This is a genomic window from Porticoccus sp. GXU_MW_L64 (assembly GCF_052983295.1).
The window spans coordinates 36645-59915 of record NZ_JBRKJK010000005.1 but is presented as its reverse complement, the minus strand read 5'-3'; the positions used below and the strand labels follow the sequence as shown (position 1 = coordinate 59915).

Below are 23271 nucleotides of genomic sequence, written 5' to 3'. Positions count from 1 at the left end.
ACTGATTGAAGTCGCGCTTCCACTGGAAGCGATCAATGCAGCCTCTGCTCGTGAGAAGTCAACCTAACCCCGCTTCGCGCTGTTCTGGACCGGGCGCTGAACGATGACATCATCGACCGTAACCCTCTGGACAAGATCAAAGTCAGCAAGCTGGTAGATCGCAACCAGGCCAAGACCGATTATGAAGTGGATCCTTTTACGAGCAAGGAAATCAGCAAGGTTCTACAGAGCGCTCTGACCTACGATCCACGTATTCGGAATCTGCTGAAATTTGCATTCTTTTCTGGGTTGAGGACATCGGAATTGTTCGGCCTGCAGTGGAGCGATGTCGATTGGGAGCAACGTGAAGTGCATGTCCAGCGGGCCGTTGTTGAACGCAAGCTAAAGGAAACCAAAACTCGATCCAGCAATCGGAGAATAGTCCTGCTACCTGCCGCCTATGAAGCACTCAAGCACCAGAAGCAATTCAGCTTTGTCGGCAGTGACTACATCTTCGTCCGACCAGGCGATAAGGGCCCGTTCATTGATTATGAATACTTAGAGCGACCCTGGAAGCATATTCTGAAAACGGCCAAAGTCCGCTATCGCAACCCATACCAAAGCCGCCACACCTACGCCAGTCAATTACTTTCCGGAGGAGAAAACCCTTTGTTCGTGGCACAACAGATGGGGCACAAGACCACGGAGATGATCATGAGACACTATGGCCGCTGGGTTGAGCAAGGCGACCAACGTCAGCGTCACGTATTCGTCTCCGATTTTGGCCAGGGAGTAAAAGAGCCCCAATCGTCCTACACAGTTGATGGTGATTATGCCTCTGCGGCCTGATCATCCATGCGACAATCTTGCTAAAGAACCACTCGCACAGCTCAGTCACATAACGGCCAATACCTATAATGGTACCTATACTTACCATTATTTCAACTTTTGGCAATCATAGTGACCACATGAGTTGAAAAATAAGGGATGATCGCTATAATTACCATTTTCAACCAATTTGGTAACTGCAGTGTCCAATAAAAAGCCCGAGAAGACTCGATCTGCTGTTGTTTTTCCCAAGAATAGACGCCTGTTGGAACAGCTTGGCGAGAACATCAAACTGGCCTGTAAACGCAGAGGCTATACCCAGGTTTTGATTTCCGAGCGCACCGGGCTTAGTCGCCTGACTATTCGAAAGATTGAAAAGGGAGATCCCAGCGTTTCAATCGGCCACTATCTGGCTGTGCTCAGCGTCCTAGGGCTTGCTGGTGACTTTGCCAACGTCGCGCTGGACGATGAACTGGGTCATAAGCTGCAGGACATCAAACTGATCGGCAAGAAAACAGGAACACAGCCTTGAGCGAGGGTAAATAGCCATGAGTACGGAGGTCTTTGTCTTTGCAGACTGGGAGGAGTTCGAAGAGCCAACGCTTGTTGGAACACTTCGCTCGTCCGCCGCTCGCCAAAAAGAGCATTTTAGCTTCAGTTATGACACTGACTGGCTGCAGTCCCCCTATGCTCAGCAAATTGACCCTGAACTCAACCTCTATTCCGGCGAACAGCATGGTGAAGACGATAAGAATTTCCGCGTATTTTTAGATTCATGCCCGGATCGCTGGGGGCGTTTGTTAATGAAACGGCGCGAGGCAATTCATGCCCGCCAGGAAGAGCGTCGTCCACGAGTCCTGAATGAAATTGATTATCTCCTGGGCGTACACGATCTTCACCGAGCTGGTGCACTGAGATTCAAGCGCAAGCTGGACGGGCCTTTTCTGGACGACGATGAGCGCCTTGCTGCCCCACCTATCTCATCCTTGAGAGAACTTGAGCACGCAGCCAGGCAGGTGGAAGAAAATGCCGATAGCGATGATCCCGAATACGTAAAATGGTTATACATGCTCATGTCACCAGGCTCTTCGTTGGGCGGAGCCCGACCCAAAGCCAGTGTGACCGATGAGGATGGACACCTATGGATCGCCAAGTTCCCCAGCCAGCATGATGACTACGATATCGCCGCCTGGGAGTATGTTGCTTATACGCTCGCCCTGGACGCCGGCGTCACCATGCCGGAGAGCCGGATAGAAAAATTCGGCAGCCACCATCATACCTTCCTGACTAAACGTTTCGATCGTACCAAGGAAAGCCGCCTTCACTTTACTTCGGCGATGACCCAGCTCGGCTATTACGATGGTGATTATGAAGCCAGTTATCTGGAGCTCGCGCAATTCCTGACAGAACACGGTGCAAACACCAAAGAAGACCTCGCGCAGTTATGGCGTCGCATTGTGTTTTACATCGCCATTTCCAATACAGATGACCACCTCCGTAACCACGGATTCATATACAACAAGGGGGGCTGGCTGCTATCTCCAGCATATGACATTAACCCGGTTACACCGGCCAATGGATTGCACCTCAATATCACAGACAGCGATAACAGTCTGGACTATGAGCTGGCCATGGAAATCATCGACTTCTTTCAGCTCGACAGTGGGCAAGCAACGAAAATTAAAGATGAAGTACTTGCCAGTGTTGGAAACTGGAAGAATAAAGCAAGCGCGGTTGGGCTCAGCAGGAGTGAGCAAAAATTAATGGAACCAGCGTTTAACCTCTAACTCGCTTTTTTGGCCAATTTGGCCCGTGGAACGTGAGTGGAACGCAAATCAAGCGGAACGATATATCCTATTGAAATTAAAATGATTTATTGAACCACCTTGAAAGTTCAAGTCCTCTCCTGGGCACCATACATAGAAAAGCCGATTCGAAAGGGTCGGCTTTTTTTATGCCCAAAACGTTCTGTATTACTCAGCCTGCAATTGAAGTAGCGTGGGCTCGGCTCAAAAGCTGAAAACCCTACTTAAAAATCATTAATACATATCTTAAAATGCAAATACCCACAATATATATACTATTGCATACTTTCAAAACACACTATACTCTATAACGAACACAAAACACCAAATTAAACAAATTAGTATATAAAAATGAACACAAAAAACTCATCAAACACCAACATTTCCCGCTTGGATGACGTTGATGCAGGCGCATTGCTGGACGAACTGCGTCTGCGCCTGGCTACGGCACAAAAGGAAGCGGCAATGGCGGCCCAGGCAGCGCAATTTTCCCCCATCGAAGAGGCCGGGCAGCGCATACGCGCTGAGCGCAAAAAGCAGCAGTTAACACTGAATGACCTCTGTGAGCTTTCTGGCATTGCCTACGCAACCCTCAACAAAATTGAACAGGGGCACCCCAGCGCCCGGCTGGACAGTGTCGGCAATGTCGCTCGCGCACTGGGCATGAAACTATGGATAGGATGAAATAGCGATGAAAAAAGAATCGCCCGATCAAACAGCGCGCACCGCGCACGTCTTCTACAATCACAAGCAGGCTGGAACACTTGTCGAAATGCAGAATGGCTTTGAATTCACTTACGACGATGACTATTTGGCCGAAGGAGCACCTATCGCCTTCAACTTCCCGTTACAGGAACAGCCGTTCAGATACACACAGTTTCCCAGCTTTTTTGAAAACCTGGTATCCGAGGGCTGGCTGCGAAAGCTACAGTCTCAGGAACAAAAGATCGACGAGAATGACCGCTTTGGCCTACTACTAATGAACGGGCGCGACCTGGTTGGCGCGGTGACTGTCCTCCCTGCTAGCGAGTGATACACATTATGGCTACGGAAAACTGCAAAATCAGTTTAAAAAAACTGACTGGAAAACAGAGTAAACCGGGCTACCACAACACAGCCTTCAAAACGCTCTTTGGCAGCGCCAAAGTCAGCCCCTGCCTGCCATTTACACGGGCTGAATTTTTCCAGAGCAGCCGCGAGAATATTCAGGGTATGTCTATTTCCGGGGTGCAACAGAAGTTATCCCTGAAGGAAAATGCAAAACACCAACTGGTGGCCACTGCCGAAGGCGGGGAATACATACTCAAGCCCAGCCCCGAAGCCTACCCCAACGCCGCCGAAAACGAACACGCCGCTATGGAAGTGAGCCGGCTGATGGGCATTGATACCGCCCTGTGTGGATTAGTAGCCTTTGACGGTGGCGAGCTGGCATACATCAGCAAACGATTCGACCGGCAAGGCAACGGCAAAAAGCTGCACCAGGAAGACCTGATGCAGTGCTTCGACCTGCCCAGCGAAGACAAATACAGTAAAACCTACGAAGAAGTTGGCAGACTTATCGACAAAGTCACCAATGGCAAACAGGCGGTTGTGCTGGATTTTGTTCGGCGGGTGATACTCGCCTATGTGACGGGCAATGACGATCTGCATTTAAAAAATTTAAGCGTGCAACGGCTGGCAGGCAACAACAGCCCCTTTTACGACAAGCTAACCCCCAATTACGACTGTCTGTTTTGTGAAGCGTTTAGAACCGAGACGCCTGATAACGACGTTAGCGGCATGGGGCTGCTGGCACTGGGGCTGCTACAGGACCAGGAAGATGGCGATGAAGAGTTTACCGATACCTACAACCACTACGGTTATTACACCGGAGTTGACTTCCTGGAATTGGGGCGACGACTTGGGCTGCAGGAAAAACCGATTCAAACATTTATCACCAAACTGAAGACCAGCCAGAAAAAAATTATCGATTTAATCAACCATAGCTATATGCCAGAGGCTATGAAATTACGGACAGTGGAGCTGGTTGAATCCCGTATTCGGGCTGCTCAGATTACAGATTCTGTTTAACTCCACTTGCTTGAGTGCCTTTAAGTGAACTGAAAATGGGATCACCCGAGCGGAATGTGATACCCATCTTGTAGCCATAGGTAATTTATCGGAGTTGGCTTGATTCTTTATTGACACAAACAAAAATGAAAATCTGAGCATTTTTAGAGATGCCCTAATTTAATTAATTAAGTAAACTGCCCCCCAGAATTCCAATATTGACACCTACTTGCTTTCTCATCGCTGAGGTGTAAGGCATGAACCACTCATTCATTTCCTGTCAATAAAGCAGCTCGCGCCCTGTCCAGATATTCACACATCTGTGTGGCTCCCTGCAGAATGCGGGGAGAGTGACGGTGCAGAATATCTGCTTCGATAAAATACAGCTGGTTGGTTTCAACCGCTTGCATACCGGGCCATTCCAGCCAGCTGTCGAGCGAGGGTGGCCGCCCGTTGCCCGTGCCGCTGGTCACAATCACCTGCGGATCGGCGGTGATTACCGACTCCACACTCAAGCGCGGCACGATGGGAATGGCATCGGCAAAGGCGTTCACCCCGCCACACATTTCGATAATGTCTGAAATCAGCGTATTGCCATTCAACGTCATTAGCGGCTGGTGCCACACCTGATAAAACACCGTCAACGGCGGTTTGTTGCTGTTGGCGTTGCGCAGCGTACTCAAGCGCTGCCGGTAGCGTTGCTGAGCCGCTTTACCCTGACTGTTGTGGCCGGTCAGTTCAGCAAACACCCCCAGCATATCGCCAACGTCATCAAGTGCTTTAGGATCATCCACAAACACTGGAATGCCCAGCGCCTGAAAACGCCTGACAATTTTTTCGCCGCCACTGCTGTTCCAGATAATCACCAAATCCGGTTTCAGGCTGACAACGGTTTCATAGCTTATGTCTTTGTCGGACCCCACTCTGGGAATCTGTTTGGCCGCCTCCGGGTAATCACTGTAATTCGCCGCACCGACAATTAAATCACCTGCGCCAATCTCGTAAAGCGTCTCGGTGATATGAGGGGCCAGGCTAATAATGCGCTGGGCGGGTTCCGCCAATACCACCTCATTGCCGAGGTCATCGACTACCCGAATTTCAGCCTGAGCCACTGCCGCTGCACAAATGACAAGAGTGGTTGCACAGATTTTTTTTATGATCATTAGGGGGAGCTCTCAATACACAATTAACCGTTGCCCGGTGACCGGGTGGGCCACCACGTCAATGTCCGCCTCAAATACATCCCGCAACAGAGGCTCTTGCAACACCGCATCGCAATCACCGCAGGCCGCCACACGGCCGCCATGCAACAACATCACCTGGTCGGCGCAATGCGCTGCCAGATTCAGGTCATGGGACACCATCAGCACACCAACGCCCTGTTTGGCAAAGTGGCTGATGACTTCCAACATCAGTTGCCGATGACACAGGTCAAAGGATGAGGTGGGTTCGTCGAGTACCAGAAAGCGTTCCTGCTCTGATTTACCATCGCTCGGCGGTTCCCAGATTTGCGCCAATACCCGGGCCAGTTGCACCCGTTGTTTCTCACCACCAGACAGTTGCGTGTAAAAGCGCTCTGCCAGATAACTGCCGTCCACCCGTTCCAGAGCACTGTCAACAATGGCCCGGTCGCGCACCTGCCCGCTGCTGTGGGCACTGCGACCCAGCAATACCACTTCGCGAGCAGTAAACGGGAAGTTCAGCGTCGAGTGCTGTGGCAACACCGCCAGGCGCTGAGCCAGCACCGCAGCTGGCCACTGGTTTATTGGTTGTTGCTGAAATTCCACTGTGCCGGAATCGGGAGTTAATTCGCCGGTGAGTGTTTTCAGCAGTGTGGTTTTACCGGTGCCATTGGAGCCCAATACAACCATCACTTTGCCAGCATCCAGTCGCAGCGACACATCATCCAACACGGGTGTGCCAGACCGGGAAACACGCACATTCTGTACTGCCAGCATCGCTCCTCCTTACACTGTATGCCGCCGCTGCTGAATCAGCAGAGACACAAAAAATGGCACCCCCAGCAGCGCGGTTAAAATACCGGTGGGCAGTTCTGCCGGAGCCAGCACCACCCGCGCCACCAGGTCCGCCAGCACCAGCAAAATGGCCCCGGCCATGGCCGCCGCTGGCAACAGGTAGCGGTGGTCCGGGCCGATTAACAGGCGCACCAGATGGGGAATAATCAAACCCACAAAGGCAATCAAACCGGCAATGGAAATGGATACGCCAATGCCCAGGGCGCAGAGTAAAATCTGTCGCCGTTTGAGCCACTGAACATGAATACCCAGGTGCCGGGCTTCCGACTCCCCCAGCAACATGGCGTTCAAGGCGCGGCTGTCGCGGCCAAACAATGGCAACAGAAACGCCACCAGAACAGCAGCCACCGCCACCCGCGACCAGTCGGCACCGTTGAGGTTACCCATCTGCCACAGGCTGATACGGCGCAACATGTCGTTGTCTGCCAGATAACTGAGCAGATTGCTGATGGCTACCGCCAGTGAGCTGATGGCAATGCCCGCCAACAACATGGTGGCCACTGAAGTCCCGGTACTGGAAGTCGCCAGCCGGTACACCACAATGGATGCCAACAGGCCCCCAGCAAAGGCGCCGGAACCCACCACAAGCAGCCCAACGCTACCGGCCAGCATGCTGCCAAACACAATGGCTGCGCTGGCACCCGCTGACGCTCCCGCTGCTACGCCAATCACGGTGGGGTCTGCCAGCGGATTGCGAAACAACCCCTGTAGCACGGCACCACAGCAAGCCAGAGTTGCACCGGTCAACGCTGACAACAGCACCCTGGGCAAGCGAATACCGGACACTATCAAACCGGGTTGACTGAGTGGGTCGCCGGACACGCCAAGCAGGTGGCCAATGCCCTCTCCCAGTGCCGCAATGGGGATAAGGGTGGGCCCCAGCAAGCACCCGGCAACAACCACAGCGGGCAACAACAGTGCCAAAACATTCAACAGTTGGGCGCTGGTCATTGGCCGCATATCAATATTCCCGTCCCAGGTTATCCATATCAATGCCGAGCCGGGCAACATTCAGATGTTGTTGCAGAGTATCCGCCAAACGCTCCAGTTGTTGCTCGCGCAGCGCATTCATATCCACGGCATTGGCGCTAGACAAACCCGCCCACTGCAAGATGGCTTGAGCGGCTTCGGGGTGGTCAAACAGGCCATGTAAGTAAGTGCCCGCTACCTGGCCATCTGCAGATATAGCGCCATCGCAACGGCCATCGCTCAGTTGCACCAGAGGCGCATCCAGCCCTTCACCACGGCTTAGCCCGCAGTGAATTTCATAGCCGCACACCGGCGCACCTCCCAACGTCAGCTGGCCGCTGACCTGTTGCAGTTGTTTGTGTTCTGCCAGCTCTGTTTCAATGGCCAGAAAACCCAAACCGTCGCTGACCCCAGCCGCACTTTCAACGCCACAAAGATCATTGATACAACGCCCCAACATTTGATAGCCGCCGCAAATGCCCAGCACTTTGCCGCCATAACGCAGGTGGCGCTGCACATCCGCATGCCAGCCGTTGTCCCGCAACCACTGCAAATCAGCGCGCACGTTTTTACTGCCCGGCAGAATAATCAAATCTGCCCCCGGCAACGGCTGCCCTGCACCCACGTAGTGCAAATCCACCTGTGGATGCAGTCGCAATGCATCAAAATCGGTGTGATTGCTGATGCGGGAAAACACCGGCACCACCACTTTCAGGGGTTGTTCGACTTCGATAACTTGTTCAGCGGCAATGGCGTCTTCGGCATCGAGGTGAAAATTGTGCAGATAAGGCAACACACCCAGCACCGGCTTACCGGTTTTTCGCTCCAGCCAATCCAGCCCGGATTGCAACAGGGAAATATCGCCACGAAACTTATTGATCACAAAGCCCACAACCCGGCTGCGTTCAGACTCTGACAGCAATTCCAGGGTACCCAGCAAATGGGCAAACACCCCACCGCGATCAATGTCGGCAACCAGGATAACCGGGCAATCCACTGCCTCGGCAAAGCCCATATTGGCGATATCCCCGTCGCGCAAATTGATTTCTGCCGGGCTGCCAGCACCTTCCACCACAATCACCGGGTATTGCTCAGCGAGCCTTTGATGGGATTCCAGCACCGCTTCGAGGGCGACCTTCTTATAATCGTGGCGGTTGTTACCATGAAATTCCGCCGCCTCCATATTGCTCAGCGCGTTGCCGTGGATAATCACCTGGGCACCGGTATCGCTGGACGGTTTCAGTAGCACAGGGTTCATATCCGTGTGCGGCGGCAGAAAACAGGCCTGTGCCTGCAATGCCTGGGCGCGGCCAATCTCGCCGCCATCGGCAGTGACAGCGCTGTTAAGGGCCATATTTTGTGGTTTAAAGGGGGCGACTTTGATGCCTTGACGGGCCAGCAAACGGCACAAGCCTGCCACCAGAATAGACTTTCCGGCGTCAGAGGTGGTGCCTTGCACCATCAGGGTTTGGGTCATGACGAACCCCACAGACTACTCTGGTCTGAACAATCAACGACTGAACAGCCTTGCAAGGCGCTGGATTGCCGCGTTGCTACGCTCCTCGCAATGACGTGGCACTCCGTCATCGCGAGTGCAGCGCGGCGACCCAGCGATCTTTCAAAAGCCATCAAAAATCCACACCCCGGCGCGCTTTTAAGCCGCTGGCGTAGGCGTGTTTGATATTTTTAACGTCCGCTACTGTGTCCGCCAGTTCTTGCAGTGCCGAACCACCGCCGCGACCGGTAACCACCACGGTTTGCTCCGGCGGGCGCTTGCGAATGGCGTCCAGCACCATGGCTTCATCCAGGTATTTATAGCCGAGCATATAGGTCAGCTCGTCCAGCACCACCAGATGCAAGCTGTCGTCACTGAGCATACGCGCCGCCTGCTGCCAGGTTTTTTCGGCGGCGGCAATATCGCCCTCGCGATCCTGAGTGTCCCAGGTAAAACCGGTACCCATTTGGTAGAAATCCACTTCCGGGTGTTTGTCGCGAATAAACAACTCCTCGCCAGACATTTGCGCACCTTTAATAAATTGCGTAATCCCCACCTTGTAGCCATAACCAAGGCTGCGCATCACCATGCCAAATGCAGAGCTGCTTTTGCCTTTACCATCACCGGTAAGCAACAACACCATACCGCGCTCCTCATTGGCAGCGGCAATATGAGCATCCACTTTTTCTTTGTGCTTTTGCATTTTGCGTTTGTGGGTGGCGGCTTTTTTGTCGTCTTTTTCGGTCATGGTTAACTCTCGAAAATAAACTCTCAAAATGGAACGGGGTAACCAGCGCTACCCCTTTCGTATGGACAAACTCAGAAGCTGAAACGCACACCACCGTAGTATGCCGCACCACTGCTGTTGAAAGTGGCGACTTCCTGGTAGGTTTCATCCAGTGCGTTTTCCGCACGCACGTACAGGCCAAGTTTGTCGGACAACTGATAGTTGGCGGTAAAATCCAACACCTGATAATCCTCCAGCTGCACAGCACCGTCTTCCACATCACGCACCCAGCGAATATTCGCAGAAACCCGCAGAGCTTGCTCAAACCATTGACCAGTCACTCCCAGATTGTAAGTATGCGTCGGCACGCGGCGGCGCTGGTTGCCGTCTGAATCAATACTGTCGGTGTAGGTGTAAGCACCAGAGAAAAACAGCGAATCAGTAAGCGGGTAGCGGCTACTTAGTTCGATGCCTTTAGAGCGTGTCAAGCCAGTTTCCTGCAGGTAGCCACTGAAGCTGTCCAAATCAAAAAATATCTCGTTGGTAATATCCTGGTCAAAATAAATCAGTTCTGCAGACAGTCCATTGGAAGCCCGGTACTCAGCGCCAATTTCAAAACCTTCGCTTTCTTCCTGCTGGAGTTCGGTAGCTGCGGCCTCTCCAAATGCAAACGGACCGTTGTTGTAAGCGATCTCAGAAAGAGCAGGAGCGCGAAAGCCATTGCCATAACTGGCTTTCAATTTCAGCTCACCTTCTCCGACCGGAATCAGGTAAGCGGAAGTCAGGCGAATACTGGTGTTGCGGCCAAAGTCGTCATTGTCATCACTGCGCACACCGGCGGTGTAAAAAAACTGTTCGCCGATATTGCCCTGCCAATCAACGTAAATCCCCAGTTGCGAGCGGTCAAGCTGTTCGCCACTGGTGGAAATAATGTCTTCTTTTTCCCAGTCACTTCCAAACACCAACGTGTCGTGATCCGATATTGCCAGCGCGCCCAAATACTGAATTTGATCAATGGTGCCTTCAGTACTGAAACTGGAAGCCCCCTCTGTAAAACTTCCGCGCTCAACATCAGTAACACCGTATGAAAATTTATGCTCACCGAGTTGCCCGTTGTACTTGGTGGTCAGTTTGTAGTTGCTTTGGTCTGACTCAAACAGGCAATCATTGGAACTGGAAAAATCCGCCCCAAAGCAGGAGTCAAAACCCGCTTCAGTGGTGAGATCACGGGCATTCAATTCCACTCGCCATTCTTCATTAAGCTGCGCGCCCAACTGAAAATTAATGGTGGTATTGTCGTAGCCATCTGCCTCTTGTTCAGCATCTACAGTCAGATCGCGCGCACTAAAACCGTCACTTTGCAGATCAGTCAGGGATACAGAGTAATCAAAGATGCCGGAGCTGCCATATACGCTGGCGGTAGCACGCTGGGTGCCGTAGCGCCCGTACTCCAGGTTGGCACCCCCGGAGATTCCTTCTTCACCGCGACGGGTAGTGATATTGATAACCCCCCCAGCGTCAGCACCATAAATTGTGCCCTGGGGACCACGCAGCACTTCTACGCGTTCAATATCCGCTGCCAAAATATGATGAATTTGCGGGCCTACCTGCGTACCGGTAGGGTCAGACACATCAACACCATCGATCAACACAACCGTTCGATAACCTGCTTCACCGCGAATACGTAAAGTTGTCGCTTTACCCAGGCCACCAGTACTGGTAGCACTGATGCCCGGCAGGGTACGCAATACATCCACCAAAGTGGCGTGGCCGCGATCTCTAATATCCTGCGCATTGAGCACTGAAATCGATGTACCCACCTGGCGCAATGGCGTTTCTATTCGGTTGCCGGTAATTACAACTTCGTTATCAACCTCTCGGTCGGTCGGATTGTCGGCAAATGCTCCAGAAGAAATAGACAGAGCAGCGATGGCTACTGCCAAACTTTGCTTTTGCAAATTCATATTAAACCTCATGCCTGAAAACGCCTTGTGAAATAGCGTTTTCCAAATTGGAAAAATGGCAATGAGGGAGGGGAACAGGCAGTGTGCGTTCGACGACTGTCGAACACAATAACAACCGGCAATGAAAGCCCTCCGCTTCATTGTTATCAAACTGCGTATTTTCCCAATACAAACTGGGGAAATTCAGGCCGGTTCCGGGCTTACTTGATCACTCTCGATATCTCTCAAGATCACAAGATTACCGTTGCGGGGGCAGCGGTGGCTTTGCACAGAATCCCGATTGGCGATCACTCGCCGGTCTGTACGCACCACACTTCCCGTTTACCCTGCCCAACTGTTGGGGACAACTCGCATTGACAACTCTCATTGGCAATTCAAACAACAGTCAGCAGGCACCTGTTACAGTGGAGGCGATTCTAAATCGCCATCAGCACCGGAGCAATGTAATTATTTTATTGCTGAACATGAATTTTTCACAACTTGCTGTGGTACGCAGCAAGTCACGCCAAGCTGACGTTTTCAAATTTTGTGAGTGCTATCAGAAATCATTGCTGTCCCACAAAGCCTGAAGACGCGAATCTGGAGTGGTGTGCTGTGACCGAGGTCAACAGCGATCAAAACCATCGAGCATTTTTAAATCCCTGTAGGTGGGGATTTTCATATAGACTGTCCGGCCATCAGGATTGGTTTGTGGTGTTTCCAAATCGGTCACCCTACAACCAGACAGACAGAGCCATTTATGCCCTTCCAGCCCCAAAGCCAAAACAGTTACAACAAACAGGAATTAATCGCCTGCGGCGAAGGCCGTTTGTTCAACCCGGAAGACGGAAAACTGCCTCAGGGCAATATGTTGATGCTGGACCGCATCACCAGTGTCACGTCTGATGGCGGCGAATTTGGCAAGGGGCGCCTGGTGGCGGAGCTGGATATCGACCCCAACCTGTGGTTTTTCGGCTGCCATTTTAAAGACGACCCGGTGATGCCCGGCTGCCTTGGCCTGGATGCCTTATGGCAGCTGACGGGGTTCTTTTTGTTATGGCGCGGCAATCACGGCAGCGGCCGCGCTCTCGGTTGTGGGGAGTTGAAATTTACCGGGCAGGTTTTGCCAACGTCAAAAGTGGTTACTTACGAAATCGACTTTAAACGTATTATCGAGCGCAAACTGGTGCTGGGCATTGCCGATGGCCGCATGCTGGTGGATGGCCGCGAGATATACAGTGCCAAGGATTTGCGGGTGGGATTGTTTACGTCCACCGATGATTTTTAAAAAAACTTGGTAGCTACTTTCTGGAGATTGCCGCGTCGCCTTCGGCTCCTCGCAATGACGCCCCCACATAAAACGCCCGACTGAAACCAACAGCCGGGCGTTTTGGTAAACATGCCGTCAATTACAAAATCAAACGGCGAATATCCCCAATCAGGCTCACCAACGTAGTCATAAAGCGCCCGGCGTCACCGCCGTTGATCACCCGGTGATCGTAGCTCAGGCACAAGGGCAGCATATTGCGCGGTACAAATTCGCTGCCATTCCACACTGGCTTGATCTCCGCTTTTGAAATTCCCAGTATGCCCACTTCCGGCGTGTTTACGATGGGAGTAAAGCCTTTGCCACCGATAGCGCCGAGGCTGGAGATGGTAAAACAGCCACCCTGCATGTCTGCCGGTTTCAGTTTGCCATCGCGGGCCTTGCCCGCCATTTCCAGTACTTCTTCGGTCAGTTGCCAAATGCCTTTTTTGTCCACATCGCGAATCACCGGCACCACCAGGCCGCGGGGAGTGTCCACTGCCATACCCACGTGAATGTATTTCTTCTGCACAATGTGCTCACCATCGGCGTGCAGAGAGCGATTGAATGCAGGGTTTAGTTCAATGGCCGTAGCTACCGCTTTTAGCAGGAAGGGCACCGGAGTCAGTTTGGTGCCGCGTTTTTCTGCTTCCGCTTTCATGGATTTGCGAAAGGCTTCCAGCTCGGTGATGTCTGCATCGTCGAACTGGGTAACGTGGGGCACGTTGAGCCAGCTGCGCTGCATATTGGCGGCGGTGACTCTGGCGATTTTGGCCATTTTCACCAGTTCGATGTCACCAAACTGGCTGAAGTCGATTTCCGGCACCTGGGGAATAGCGGCTCCACCGGCTGTGCCGGTACCACTCTCTGCGGTTTTAACCGCTGTTTTTACGTAGGCATGCACATCGTCTTTAAGGATGCGACCGCGGGGGCCAGTGGCTGCCACTTTGGATAAATCCACACCCAGTTCGCGAGCCAACAGGCGCACCGCCGGGCCTGCGTGAACGGATGCACTCGGCGCTGCGGTCACTTGCGGGGCCGGGGCCACTGCCGGAGCAGGCGCAGATGCCGCTGCGGGAGTATCAGCCGCTGCCGGAGCGGGGGTCAATGTTTCAGGGGCTTGCGCCGGTGCCGGGACAGCGCCGCTGGGCTTCATCATGGCAATGGCATCGCCAGTGGCTACTTTGCCGCCCTCGGCCACTTTCAGTTCGGTAATTTCACCATCATAGGGAGCGGGAACATCCATGGTGGCTTTGTCGGATTCCAGCACCATCAGGGTGTCGCCTTCTTCCACCACATCACCAACCGAAACGCTCATTTCGATCACGTCCACCTGGCCGTCACTGCCGATATCCGGCACGGTGACCAGTTGCGCTTCACCACTGGCGGTCGCCACTGGAACAGGGGCCGTTTCAGCAACGGGGGCTGCAGGTGCGGGAGATGCTTCAGCGGCAGGTTCTGGTGCTGCCGGAGCCTCTGCTGCAACGCTTTCACCGGCCAGTTCCAGTTCAACAATGGCAGAGCCTTCACCAACGTTGTCGCCTTCTTTCACCAGAATGGTTTTGACCACTCCGGCGTGGCTGCTGGGCACATCCATGGTGGCCTTGTCGGATTCCAGCACCACCAGTGATTGTTCCACTTCAACGCTGTCGCCCACAGCGACACTGATTTCAATGACTTCAACCGAGTCTGCGCCGCCCAAGTCGGGAACCAGAACTTTTTCTATGGACATCTAGCTTCTACCTTTCTTGTTAGTTGTTAGCCTGTAGGGTGGATTAGCCGAAGGCGTAATCCACCAAATGGGCACTGGTGGATTACGCCGCTGCGCGACTAATCCACCCTACGGTAATCAACAGCACACTTCCATTAGCAATACAGCGGATTGGCTTTGTCTGGGTCGATCCCCAAATCTTTTATCGCCTGAGTCACCACCGAGGCTTCCACCTTGCCTTCGTCCGCCAGGGATTTCAGCGCGGCAACCACCACGTAGTTGCGGTCCACTTCAAAGAAGCGGCGCAGGGCCTCGCGGCTGTCGCTGCGGCCAAAGCCATCGGTACCCAGCACTTTATAGTTGGCATCAATGTAAGGACGCAACTGCTCGGCGTAGTTTTTCATGTAATCGGTGGCGGCAATTACCGGGCCGCTGCGACTGGCCAGCTGGCTGGTAATGTAGGGTACCTGGGGCTTCGCTTCCGGGTTGAGCATATTCCAGCGCTCGCAGGCCTGGCCGTCGCGGGTCAGTTCGTTAACGCTGGTGAGGCTCCAGATATCCGCATCCACTTTGTAATTTTTCTTGAGAATGGCAGCGGCCTCGCGCACTTCGTTGAGGATGGTACCGCCACCCAGCAACTGCACTTTCAGCTTGCCTTTGCCGCCCTGCTCCAACAGGTAAGCGCCTTTGATAATACCTTCTTCGGCACCCTCGGGCATGGCCGGGTGCACGTAGTTCTCGTTCATGGTGGTGATGTAGTAGAAGCAGTTCTCTTTGTCACCGTACATGCGTTTGAGGCCGTTCTGAATCACAACCGCCAGCTCGAAACTGTAGGCCGGGTCGTAACTGCGGCAGTTGGGAATGGTATTGGCAAGAATGTGGCTGTGGCCGTCCTGGTGTTGCAGGCCCTCACCGTTCAGGGTGGTGCGCCCAGCGGTGGCACCAATCAGGAAGCCACGCGCCTGGGAGTCACCCGCTGCCCAGGCCAGGTCGCCAATGCGCTGAAAACCGAACATGCTGTAGTACACGTAGAACGGCACCATGGGGCAATCGTAATTGCTGTAGGCAGTAGACAACGCAGTCCAGGCGGCCATGGCGCCGGCTTCGTTGATACCTTCTTCCAGAATCTGACCTTTCTTGTCCTCTTTGTAGAACATGATCTGGTCGCGATCCTGGGGAACGTATTTCTGGCCCGCCGATGAATAAATACCCAGCTGGCGGAACATGCCTTCCATACCAAAGGTACGGGCTTCGTCCGGCACGATGGGCACAATGCGCTTACCCACTTCCTTGTCTTTGACCAGGTTGGACAGCACCCGCACAAACGCCATGGTGGAGGAAATTTCCCGCTCACCGGTACTTTCCAGTTGCTTTTTGAACACATCCAACGACGGTACGTTGAGCGCGTTAAAGTCAGACTGACGGGCCGGTACCGGGCCGCCCAATTCGTCGCGGCGGTTTTTCAGGTAGGCCATTTCAGCGCTGTCTTCCGGCGGACGGTAGTACGGCAGGTTGGGCAGGTCTTCGTCACCGATGGGAATGCCAAACTTGTCGCGGAAGCTCTTCAGGCTTTCGATATCCAGCTTTTTCACCGAGTGGGTGATGTTGGCGGACTCGCCCGCATCGCCCATGCCGTAACCCTTCACGGTCATGGCCAAGATCACGCTGGGCTGACCTTTGTGGGCCGCCGCTTCTGCGTAGGCTGCGTACACTTTATAGGGGTCGTGGCCGCCGCGGTTGAGGTTCATTATTTCGTCGTCGCTGAGGTCTTTCACCAGTTCCAACAACTCCGGGTATTTGCCGAAGAAGTGTTCGCGGGTGTAGGCACCGCCGTTGAACTTGTAGTTTTGCAGCTCGCCGTCGCACACTTCGTCCATGCGTTTTTGCAGCAGACCGGTGGTGTCTTTTTCCAGCAGGGCGTCCCAATGACGGCCCCAGATCACTTTGATGACATTCCAGCCTGCGCCACGGAAAATGCCTTCCAGCTCCTGGATAATCTTGCCATTGCCGCGCACCGGACCATCCAGGCGTTGCAGGTTACAGTTGATCACAAAGGTGAGGTTTTCCAAACCCTCGCGACCCGCCAGGGAGATGGCACCCAGAGTTTCCGGCTCATCACATTCACCGTCACCCAGAAACGCCCACACCTGGCGATCACCGCGCTCCACCAGGCCGCGAGCGGACAGGTAGCGCATAATGTGTGCCTGATAAATGGCCTGCAGGGGCCCCAGGCCCATGGAAACCGTGGGGAACTGCCAGTAGTCCGGCATCAGCCAGGGGTGCGGGTAGGAGGACAGACCACCGCCTTCAACCTCGCAACGAAACTTGTCCATCTGTTCTTCACTGAGACGCCCTTCCAGATAGGAGCGGGCGTAGATGCCCGGGGAGATATGACCCTGGAAGAAAACCAAATCGTCCAGGTGCTTGTCGTTGCGCCCCCGGAAGAAGTAGTTGTAGCCCACATCGTACAGCGTGGCTGAAGACGCAAACGAGGCGATGTGACCACCGATGCCATCTTCCCGCTGGTTGGCGCGCATCACCATGGCCATGGCATTCCAGCGAATCATGGAACGCAGTTTGCGCTCCATAAACAGGTCGCCGGGCATGGGCTTTTGGTTAGCTACAGAAATGGTATTGCGGAAGGGGGTGGTAATGGCGGCAGGCAGTGGAATGCTTTTGTCGTTGGCTCGATCCATCAATTGCTGGATAAGATAGGCGGCGCGCTCCTCGCCTTCGTTGTCAATCACTGACTGGAGAGCATCCAGCCACTCGCGGGTTTCGATGGGGTCGATATCATTCTGCATACTGTTTTCTGCCTCTTGTATCTGCATCTGTCTGTCGGCCACAGCGGTGTGCAGCCAAGCCAACCTGTAACCAAATTACAAAACCGGCGCATTCTACAAAAATTGCCTGTAGGCGTCCATTGCCCCAAGGGGAGATATAGCCCCAAAAATCATCACAAGCAATTGATTTTATTGAAGATAAAGCAAAGCGGCATTGAATAATGAAAAATTGGCATGGTTACAATTCCTGATCAGGGGGTACAACCTCGGTACGAGGCCATGCGTTATAAAGCGCTTTTACCAATGTCGCCAGGGGTATGGCGAAGAACACCCCCCACACGCCCCAGAAGCCGCCAAACACCAACACCGCCAGAATAATTGCTACCGGATGCAGGTTCACCGCCTCGGAAAACAGCAGCGGCACCAACACATTGCCATCGAGAAACTGTATTACCCCGTACGCCAGCATCAGCCACATAAAGTCGCCGCCCCAACCCCACTGAAAGTAGCCCACCATAGCCACCGGAATGGTTACCAGGGCTGCGCCGATGTAGGGAATCACCACCGAAAAGCCCACCAGCAAACCCAGTAACGCCGCGTAATTAACCCCCAGAATCAGAAACACCACATAGGTTGCCACCCCGACAATAACGATTTCCACCGCCTTGCCGCGCACATAGTTGGCCATCTGGTCGTTCATTTCAGCCCAGATGCGGCTCATTACCGGCCGGTGTTCCGGCAGCATAGCGCTGAGAGCCTGCAGCAACGGCTCGCGATCCTTGAGCATGAAAAACACCATAAAAGGCACCACCACCAGGTAAACGATAACCGCCACCAGATTGGGCACAGTGTTAAACAGCCCCGCCAACATGTTTTCTGCACCCACCGCCAGCTGGCCAGAAAGCTGCCCCATCAGGGATGTTAGCTGTTCCTCGGAAACCAACTGCGGGTACTTTTCCGGCAACGTCATCAGCGCCGTGTGCAGCTGCGACACCATGCGCGGCACTTCCGACAGCAGGTTGCTTGCCTGGCGCACCACCAGAGGCGCCATAAATATCAGAGCGGCCAGCAACACACTGACAAAGAGCACAAACACTGTGATCACCGAGGCCAGCGGCGGCATTCGCCACTGCTGCAAACGCTCTACCGGGCTCTGCAGCAGGAAGGCAAGGATAAGAGCAGCCAGCACCGGCGCAACCACTTTGCCCATTGTCAGAATAATGACTAAACCACCGGCCAACATCAGCGTTAGCAGGATGGCCTCACTGTCACCAAAGTAGCGATTCAGCCAGCCGTCAAAGCGGCCCTTTACGCTGTTTTTTTGTGGTTTTGCGGGCATTGTCTCTCCTGACAAGCAACACAGGCGAGATTCCACTGTCGAATCACTGCCATGTACATTAGGATAGGTAGCTGAAGTCTATGGCATCTCAACCCCACTGGCGAGCCAAACAGAGGCCATCTTGAAATATTTATTTCCCATGAACTGGATACGCGCAATTTTGATCGTCACTCTGCTGGCATCCACCGCCCAGGCGCAGGACGCAAACCTGCCGGAGCTCAGTGATGCCACCTCCGCCGGCGTCACCCTGAGCAAAGAGCACGAACTGGGGCGCCTGTGGTTGAAGGCCTTTCGCAGCCGCACCAATGAATATTCGGATCCGGAAACCCAACAATACGTAGAACAACTGATCTACCGCCTGTTGGTTCACAGCGAACTGAAAGATCGCCGCCTGGAAATCACCGTGGTAGACAACCCCACCATGAACGCCTTTGCGGTTCCCGGCGGAGTGGTCGGCGTTCACAACGGGCTGTTCAACTTTTCCGAAAGTGAGCATCAACTGGCATCGGTACTGGCACACGAACTGGCCCACCTGAGCCAGCGCCACTTTGCCCGCGGCCTGCAGGAGCGCAAGAAAAACTCCGTCACCACCATGGCCGGACTGTTGGCTGGATTGGTGTTGGCCGCCACCAGCAAAGGCGATGCCGGCATTGCCGCACTCACCGCATCGCAGGCGCTTTCGCAAGACCAGCAACTGCGCTACAGCCGCCAGAATGAACAGGAAGCCGACCGCATTGGTATCGAAACCCTGCATCGGGCAGGACTCGACCCTCAGGGCGCACCGCGCATGTTCGAGCGCATGCAGCACGCCAGCCGTTTTTCCGGGCAGCGGGTACCGGAGTTTTTGCGCACTCACCCGCTGACCGAAAAGCGCATATCCGATACCCAGCTGCGCGCCAACGATTACCCCAAACAAGACTACCAGGAAAACCTGGATTACCACCTGATCCGCGCCAGAGTTTTGCTGCACTTTGAAGGCAGCGCCAACCGCGCCGCCAAGCGTTTTCGCAGCCAGCTGAAAGGCACCGATGGCACGCCTCCCCAGGCCGCCCAATACGGTCTGGTGCTGGCGCTTATCGCCGGTGAACGACTATCGGAAGCGGGCAAAGAACTGAAGAAATTGCAACAACAGGGCAGCCACCAACTGTACAAACTGGCGGAACTGGATTTGCTGTTGGCCCAGGGCAATAACGAAGAAGTGATTCGCCTGGCGCGAAAACAATCCCTGCTCTACCCCAACGACCACGCCCTGAAAATCAAACTGGCCACCGCTTACACCAAAGCGGAAAAATTCCAGCTCGCCAATCAGCAGCTCACACAACTGTCGCGGCAGCGTCCCACAGACCCGCAGGTGTGGTACCAACTGGCGGAAGTGCGCGGCCTAGCCGGTGATATCGTTGGCCTGCACCGCGCCCGGGCGGAATACTTTATTCTGGTGGGTGCCTTCAGCCAGGCACGGGATCAACTCAACCACGCCGCCAAACTCAGCCGCCACGACTTTCAGCAAAACGCGATTGTGAATGAGAAGTTGATTGAACTGGGGGAATTGGAAAAGCAGATTAAAAAACTTTGAGGCTGCGGGCAATCAGGCGGCTAATCGTCATTCTGAGCGCAGCGAAGAATGACGAGTTCAACCGATCTACCCGCAGTCAATTTATCGATTTTTAAAATCCAGCATTCGCTGCAACGGCAGCATGGCGCGGCGGCCTAATTCGGCGTCTACAAACACCTCATTGCTGCCCTGCTCCAGGGTTTCCACCATGTTCTGCAAATGATTCATGCCCATCCAGGGGCAGTTTGCGCAACTGCGGCAGGTGGCACCGCGGCCTGCGGTGGGGGCAATAATCAGTTCTTTTTGCGGAGCCGCCTGCTGCATTTTGAAGAAAATACCTTCATCGGTAGCGACAACAACCTGCTTGTGAGGCAAGTCCCTGGCGGCGGCAATCAACTGGGAGGTCGAGCCCACCGCATCGGCCATTTGCACCACATTATCCGGCGATTCCGGGTGCACCAGAATGGCGGCATCCGGGTACACCTCTTTCAAATCCAGCAGGCCGCGGGCCTTGAATTCTTCGTGCACAATGCAGCTGCCGTCCCACAGCAACATATCGGCGCCGGTTTGTTTTTGCACGTAGCTGCCCAGGTGCTTGTCCGGTGCCCAGAGAATTTTCTCGCCCTCGCCGTCCAGGTAATCCACCACATCCAGCGCAATGCTGGACGTCACCACCCAGTCCGCGCGGGCTTTTACCGCCGCCGATGTATTGGCATACACCACCACGGTACGATCCGGGTGTTGATCACAAAAAGTGCTGAAATCATCTGCCGGGCAGCCGATATCCAGAGAACAGGTGGCTTCCAGAGTGGGCATCAACACGCGTTTTTCCGGGGTGAGGATTTTGGCAGTCTCTCCCATAAACTTTACGCCGGCCACTAACAGGGTGGACGCCTTGTGCTGGCTGCCAAAGCGGGCCATTTCCAGGGAGTCGGAGACAATGCCGCCGGTTTCCTCCGCCAACGCCTGAATTTCCGGGTCGGTGTAGTAGTGGGCCACAATTACCGCGTCTTTGGCCGCCAGTAACTCCACAAGGCGCTCGCGATAACGGGCGACTTCATCGCAACTGTACTTGGGCTTGTCGTGCAGGTGCTCCAGATACTCCTGCACCACAGCACGGTGCTCGGTATTCTCGGCTATTTTGAGTTTTTCGCTGGCTGACATGAAACTGGGCGTGTGGTTTTTGGGGCGCGAATTTTAGCACAGCCTTTGGTGGCGCTCTATGCGAGCTTAACTCATGCCAACTCAACCCAGAGCGGCTGGGGCCAGGAAGTAGGCAACCGCAGTAATCACCACTACGGCGATCAGGTTAATGCGCAACCCCGCTTTCGCCATTGTCATCAAACTGACGCGCCCGGTAGAGAATGCAACCGCATTGGGCCCGGTTGCCATTGGCAACATAAAGGCACAGCTTGCCGCCAGTGCCACCGGAGCCGCCATTAATACCAGGGGAACACCGGTTTCAATGGCAACTGCCCCCAACACCGGCATCAGGGCTGAGGCGGTGGCAATGTTGCTGGTCACTTCGGTCAGGGCCAGTACCGCCGCCGCAATCAGCAGCATCAGCACAGGCAGTGGCAGTTCAGCCAACACCGACAGGCTTTGCCCAATATAGGCGCTGAGCCCGGTTGATGCGATCGCCTGCGCCAGCGACATGCCGCCACCAAACAACAACAGCACTCCCCAGGGAATGGTTTCCGCCGCCTGCCAGCTGAGCAGCTTTTGTGCGTTGCCTTTTTCGCCGCTTTTACCACCGGCGGAAACCAGGAAGCACAGCAGCACCGCAATGATGGCGGTCATTGGATCGGTCAACCCCGCCAGCGGTTTCAGGGTGCTGTCGCCCACAACCAGCTCCAGCTCATTCAGTGGTCGGCGAAACACCCAAAGCGCGGCCACTGCCGCAAATACCATCAGCGTGCGTTTTTCCGGTACGCTCATTTTGCCCAGTGTGTTCAGGCGATCCGCCACCAGATGATGAGCCTTCGCAGCGTCAACTTTCGGCATTTTGAATACCCAGCGAGTCATGGCATACCAGGCCAGTGGCAGCATGACCGCCACCATGGGCAGGCCCAGCCGCATCCACTGCGAGAAGCCTATCTCCTGACCCGTTTGGTCGTTCAGATAGCCAATGATGATCAGGTTAGTCGGGGTGCCCACCGGTGTACCCAAGCCGCCAATGGAGCAGGCATAGGCAATACCCAGCAAAAGGGCCAGGGTAAAGGCCGGGCGCTCACTGTTATCGGGCTCGATCACTGCCGCAACAGAAAGCGCAATGGGCATCATCATAATGGAGGTGGCGGAGTTGGATATCCACATGGACAGCCCCGCCGCCGCCAGCATAAAACCACCGATCAGGCGCGCCGGGCTGTTGCCGGAGCGGGCGACCACATTGAGGGCAATGCGTTCGTGCAACCCCCATTGTTCGATGGCTTTGGCGAAAATAAACCCGCCCAACAGCAGCACAACAATGGGGTGCATATAGGGTGTGGCTGCCTGCGCCATGGTATTGATACCCGACAGCGGCAATACAATCAGCGGCAACAGCGATGTGACCGGAATGGGCACTGCTTCCGTCACCCACCACACTGCCATCAGCGACAACAGGGCCAGTACAACCCAGGCCTGTGGCAGCGAGTCCGCGCCATTTTGCAAGTCGTCCGGCGCCCCCACCAACAGCAGCACAACGGCGATAACAGGCCCGGCGTAGAGTCCAATGCCGGGCACCAGATCAGTTTTATTATTCACAGGT

19 protein-coding genes and 1 riboswitch are annotated in these 23271 nt (G+C 54.3%); of the genes, 8 read left to right on the top strand and 11 right to left on the bottom strand.

Annotation, left to right across the window (positions count from 1 at the left end; translation table 11 throughout):
* The first annotated feature begins 186 nt into the window (after positions 1-186).
* The 6 genes from ACVBEJ_RS04580 (at position 187) to ACVBEJ_RS04555 (ending at position 4682) form a co-directional block, all read left to right on the top strand.
* Positions 187-828: a site-specific integrase gene (locus ACVBEJ_RS04580; RefSeq protein ID WP_447128426.1), complete on the top strand. Its 642-nt coding sequence runs from the start codon at positions 187-189 to the stop codon at positions 826-828.
* Positions 829-1009: 181 nt separating this feature from the next.
* Positions 1010-1339, top strand: a complete 330-nt coding sequence (locus ACVBEJ_RS04575) for a helix-turn-helix domain-containing protein (RefSeq protein WP_447128425.1) — start codon at positions 1010-1012, stop codon at positions 1337-1339.
* A gap of 16 nt (positions 1340-1355) precedes the next feature.
* The gene (locus ACVBEJ_RS04570) at positions 1356-2594 is read left to right on the top strand and encodes a type II toxin-antitoxin system HipA family toxin (RefSeq protein ID WP_447128424.1); all 1239 of its coding nucleotides are present in this window, start codon (positions 1356-1358) and stop codon (positions 2592-2594) included.
* Between the two features lie 369 nt (positions 2595-2963).
* Positions 2964-3296 carry a helix-turn-helix domain-containing protein gene (locus ACVBEJ_RS04565; RefSeq protein ID WP_447128423.1) on the top strand — a complete coding sequence of 111 codons (333 nt, stop codon included), beginning with the start codon at positions 2964-2966 and terminating at the stop codon, positions 3294-3296.
* Between the two features lie 7 nt (positions 3297-3303).
* Positions 3304-3645, top strand: a complete 342-nt coding sequence (locus ACVBEJ_RS04560) for a HipA N-terminal domain-containing protein (protein ID WP_447128422.1) — start codon at positions 3304-3306, stop codon at positions 3643-3645.
* Positions 3646-3653: 8 nt separating this feature from the next.
* Positions 3654-4682, top strand: a complete 1029-nt coding sequence (locus ACVBEJ_RS04555) for a type II toxin-antitoxin system HipA family toxin (RefSeq protein ID WP_447128421.1) — start codon at positions 3654-3656, stop codon at positions 4680-4682.
* A gap of 245 nt (positions 4683-4927) precedes the next feature.
* On the opposite strand, the gene ACVBEJ_RS04550 is transcribed toward ACVBEJ_RS04555, so the two are convergent.
* From ACVBEJ_RS04550 to ACVBEJ_RS04525, 6 genes are all read right to left on the bottom strand, one after another.
* Positions 4928-5824: a cobalamin-binding protein gene (locus tag ACVBEJ_RS04550; protein WP_447128420.1), complete on the bottom strand. Its 897-nt coding sequence runs from the start codon at positions 5822-5824 to the stop codon at positions 4928-4930.
* 12 nt (positions 5825-5836) lie between these two features.
* Entirely contained in the window at positions 5837-6619 is a 783-nt protein-coding gene (locus tag ACVBEJ_RS04545; RefSeq protein WP_447128419.1) for a heme ABC transporter ATP-binding protein, read from the bottom strand.
* Positions 6620-6628: 9 nt separating this feature from the next.
* Entirely contained in the window at positions 6629-7657 is a 1029-nt protein-coding gene (locus ACVBEJ_RS04540) for a FecCD family ABC transporter permease (protein WP_447128418.1), read from the bottom strand.
* Between the two features lies 1 nt (position 7658).
* Positions 7659-9143, bottom strand: coding sequence for a cobyric acid synthase (locus tag ACVBEJ_RS04535; RefSeq protein WP_447128417.1), 1485 nt, complete (start codon positions 9141-9143; stop codon positions 7659-7661).
* A gap of 151 nt (positions 9144-9294) precedes the next feature.
* A complete protein-coding gene (gene cobO, locus ACVBEJ_RS04530) occupies positions 9295-9909 on the bottom strand; it encodes a cob(I)yrinic acid a,c-diamide adenosyltransferase (protein ID WP_447128416.1) in 615 nt (204 codons plus the stop codon).
* Positions 9910-9980: 71 nt separating this feature from the next.
* A complete protein-coding gene (locus ACVBEJ_RS04525) occupies positions 9981-11852 on the bottom strand; it encodes a TonB-dependent receptor plug domain-containing protein (RefSeq protein ID WP_447128415.1) in 1872 nt (623 codons plus the stop codon).
* 169 nt (positions 11853-12021) lie between these two features.
* Positions 12022-12219, bottom strand: a riboswitch (cobalamin riboswitch).
* Positions 12220-12591: 372 nt separating this feature from the next.
* Between ACVBEJ_RS04525 and fabA the strand changes: the two genes are divergently transcribed.
* Positions 12592-13119 carry a bifunctional 3-hydroxydecanoyl-ACP dehydratase/trans-2-decenoyl-ACP isomerase gene (gene fabA, locus ACVBEJ_RS04520; RefSeq protein WP_447128414.1) on the top strand — a complete coding sequence of 176 codons (528 nt, stop codon included), beginning with the start codon at positions 12592-12594 and terminating at the stop codon, positions 13117-13119.
* Between the two features lie 121 nt (positions 13120-13240).
* Here the strand turns inward: fabA and aceF are convergent, their stop codons facing one another.
* From aceF to ACVBEJ_RS04505, 3 genes are all read right to left on the bottom strand, one after another.
* Positions 13241-14869: a dihydrolipoyllysine-residue acetyltransferase gene (gene aceF / locus ACVBEJ_RS04515; RefSeq protein ID WP_447128413.1), complete on the bottom strand. Its 1629-nt coding sequence runs from the start codon at positions 14867-14869 to the stop codon at positions 13241-13243.
* A gap of 134 nt (positions 14870-15003) precedes the next feature.
* Entirely contained in the window at positions 15004-17652 is a 2649-nt protein-coding gene (gene aceE, locus ACVBEJ_RS04510) for a pyruvate dehydrogenase (acetyl-transferring), homodimeric type (RefSeq protein ID WP_447128412.1), read from the bottom strand.
* Positions 17653-17869: 217 nt separating this feature from the next.
* The gene (locus ACVBEJ_RS04505; protein ID WP_447128411.1) at positions 17870-18970 is read right to left on the bottom strand and encodes an AI-2E family transporter; all 1101 of its coding nucleotides are present in this window, start codon (positions 18968-18970) and stop codon (positions 17870-17872) included.
* Between the two features lie 121 nt (positions 18971-19091).
* Between ACVBEJ_RS04505 and ACVBEJ_RS04500 the strand changes: the two genes are divergently transcribed.
* Positions 19092-20543 (top strand): M48 family metalloprotease, encoded by a 1452-nt coding sequence (locus ACVBEJ_RS04500; RefSeq protein WP_447128410.1) that lies wholly within the window; start codon positions 19092-19094, stop codon positions 20541-20543.
* An 81-nt stretch (positions 20544-20624) separates the two neighbouring features.
* Here the strand turns inward: ACVBEJ_RS04500 and nadA are convergent, their stop codons facing one another.
* On the bottom strand, positions 20625-21686 hold the full coding sequence (gene nadA, locus ACVBEJ_RS04495) for a quinolinate synthase NadA (protein ID WP_447128409.1): 1062 nt from the start codon (positions 21684-21686) through the stop codon (positions 20625-20627).
* An 81-nt stretch (positions 21687-21767) separates the two neighbouring features.
* Positions 21768-23267, bottom strand: coding sequence for an SLC13 family permease (locus ACVBEJ_RS04490; protein ID WP_447128408.1), 1500 nt, complete (start codon positions 23265-23267; stop codon positions 21768-21770).
* Between the last annotated feature and the right edge of the window lie 4 nt (positions 23268-23271).

Bases quoted from the DNA above. Each gene is read 5' to 3' on its own strand.
- ACVBEJ_RS04555 (WP_447128421.1), top strand. From the start codon at position 3,654: ATGGCTACGGAAAACTGCAAAATCAGTTTAAAAAAACTGACTGGAAAA.
- nadA (WP_447128409.1), bottom strand. From the start codon at position 21,686: ATGTCAGCCAGCGAAAAACTCAAAATAGCCGAGAATACCGAGCACCGT.
- ACVBEJ_RS04550 (WP_447128420.1), bottom strand. From the start codon at position 5,824: ATGATCATAAAAAAAATCTGTGCAACCACTCTTGTCATTTGTGCAGCG.
- ACVBEJ_RS04505 (WP_447128411.1), bottom strand. From the start codon at position 18,970: ATGCCCGCAAAACCACAAAAAAACAGCGTAAAGGGCCGCTTTGACGGC.
- ACVBEJ_RS04565 (WP_447128423.1), top strand. From the start codon at position 2,964: ATGAACACAAAAAACTCATCAAACACCAACATTTCCCGCTTGGATGAC.
- fabA (WP_447128414.1), top strand. From the start codon at position 12,592: ATGCCCTTCCAGCCCCAAAGCCAAAACAGTTACAACAAACAGGAATTA.
- ACVBEJ_RS04540 (WP_447128418.1), bottom strand. From the start codon at position 7,657: ATGCGGCCAATGACCAGCGCCCAACTGTTGAATGTTTTGGCACTGTTG.
- ACVBEJ_RS04570 (WP_447128424.1), top strand. From the start codon at position 1,356: ATGAGTACGGAGGTCTTTGTCTTTGCAGACTGGGAGGAGTTCGAAGAG.
- ACVBEJ_RS04525 (WP_447128415.1), bottom strand. From the start codon at position 11,852: ATGAATTTGCAAAAGCAAAGTTTGGCAGTAGCCATCGCTGCTCTGTCT.
- aceF (WP_447128413.1), bottom strand. From the start codon at position 14,869: ATGTCCATAGAAAAAGTTCTGGTTCCCGACTTGGGCGGCGCAGACTCG.
- ACVBEJ_RS04545 (WP_447128419.1), bottom strand. From the start codon at position 6,619: ATGCTGGCAGTACAGAATGTGCGTGTTTCCCGGTCTGGCACACCCGTG.
- ACVBEJ_RS04535 (WP_447128417.1), bottom strand. From the start codon at position 9,143: ATGACCCAAACCCTGATGGTGCAAGGCACCACCTCTGACGCCGGAAAG.
- aceE (WP_447128412.1), bottom strand. From the start codon at position 17,652: ATGCAGAATGATATCGACCCCATCGAAACCCGCGAGTGGCTGGATGCT.
- ACVBEJ_RS04560 (WP_447128422.1), top strand. From the start codon at position 3,304: ATGAAAAAAGAATCGCCCGATCAAACAGCGCGCACCGCGCACGTCTTC.
- cobO (WP_447128416.1), bottom strand. From the start codon at position 9,909: ATGACCGAAAAAGACGACAAAAAAGCCGCCACCCACAAACGCAAAATG.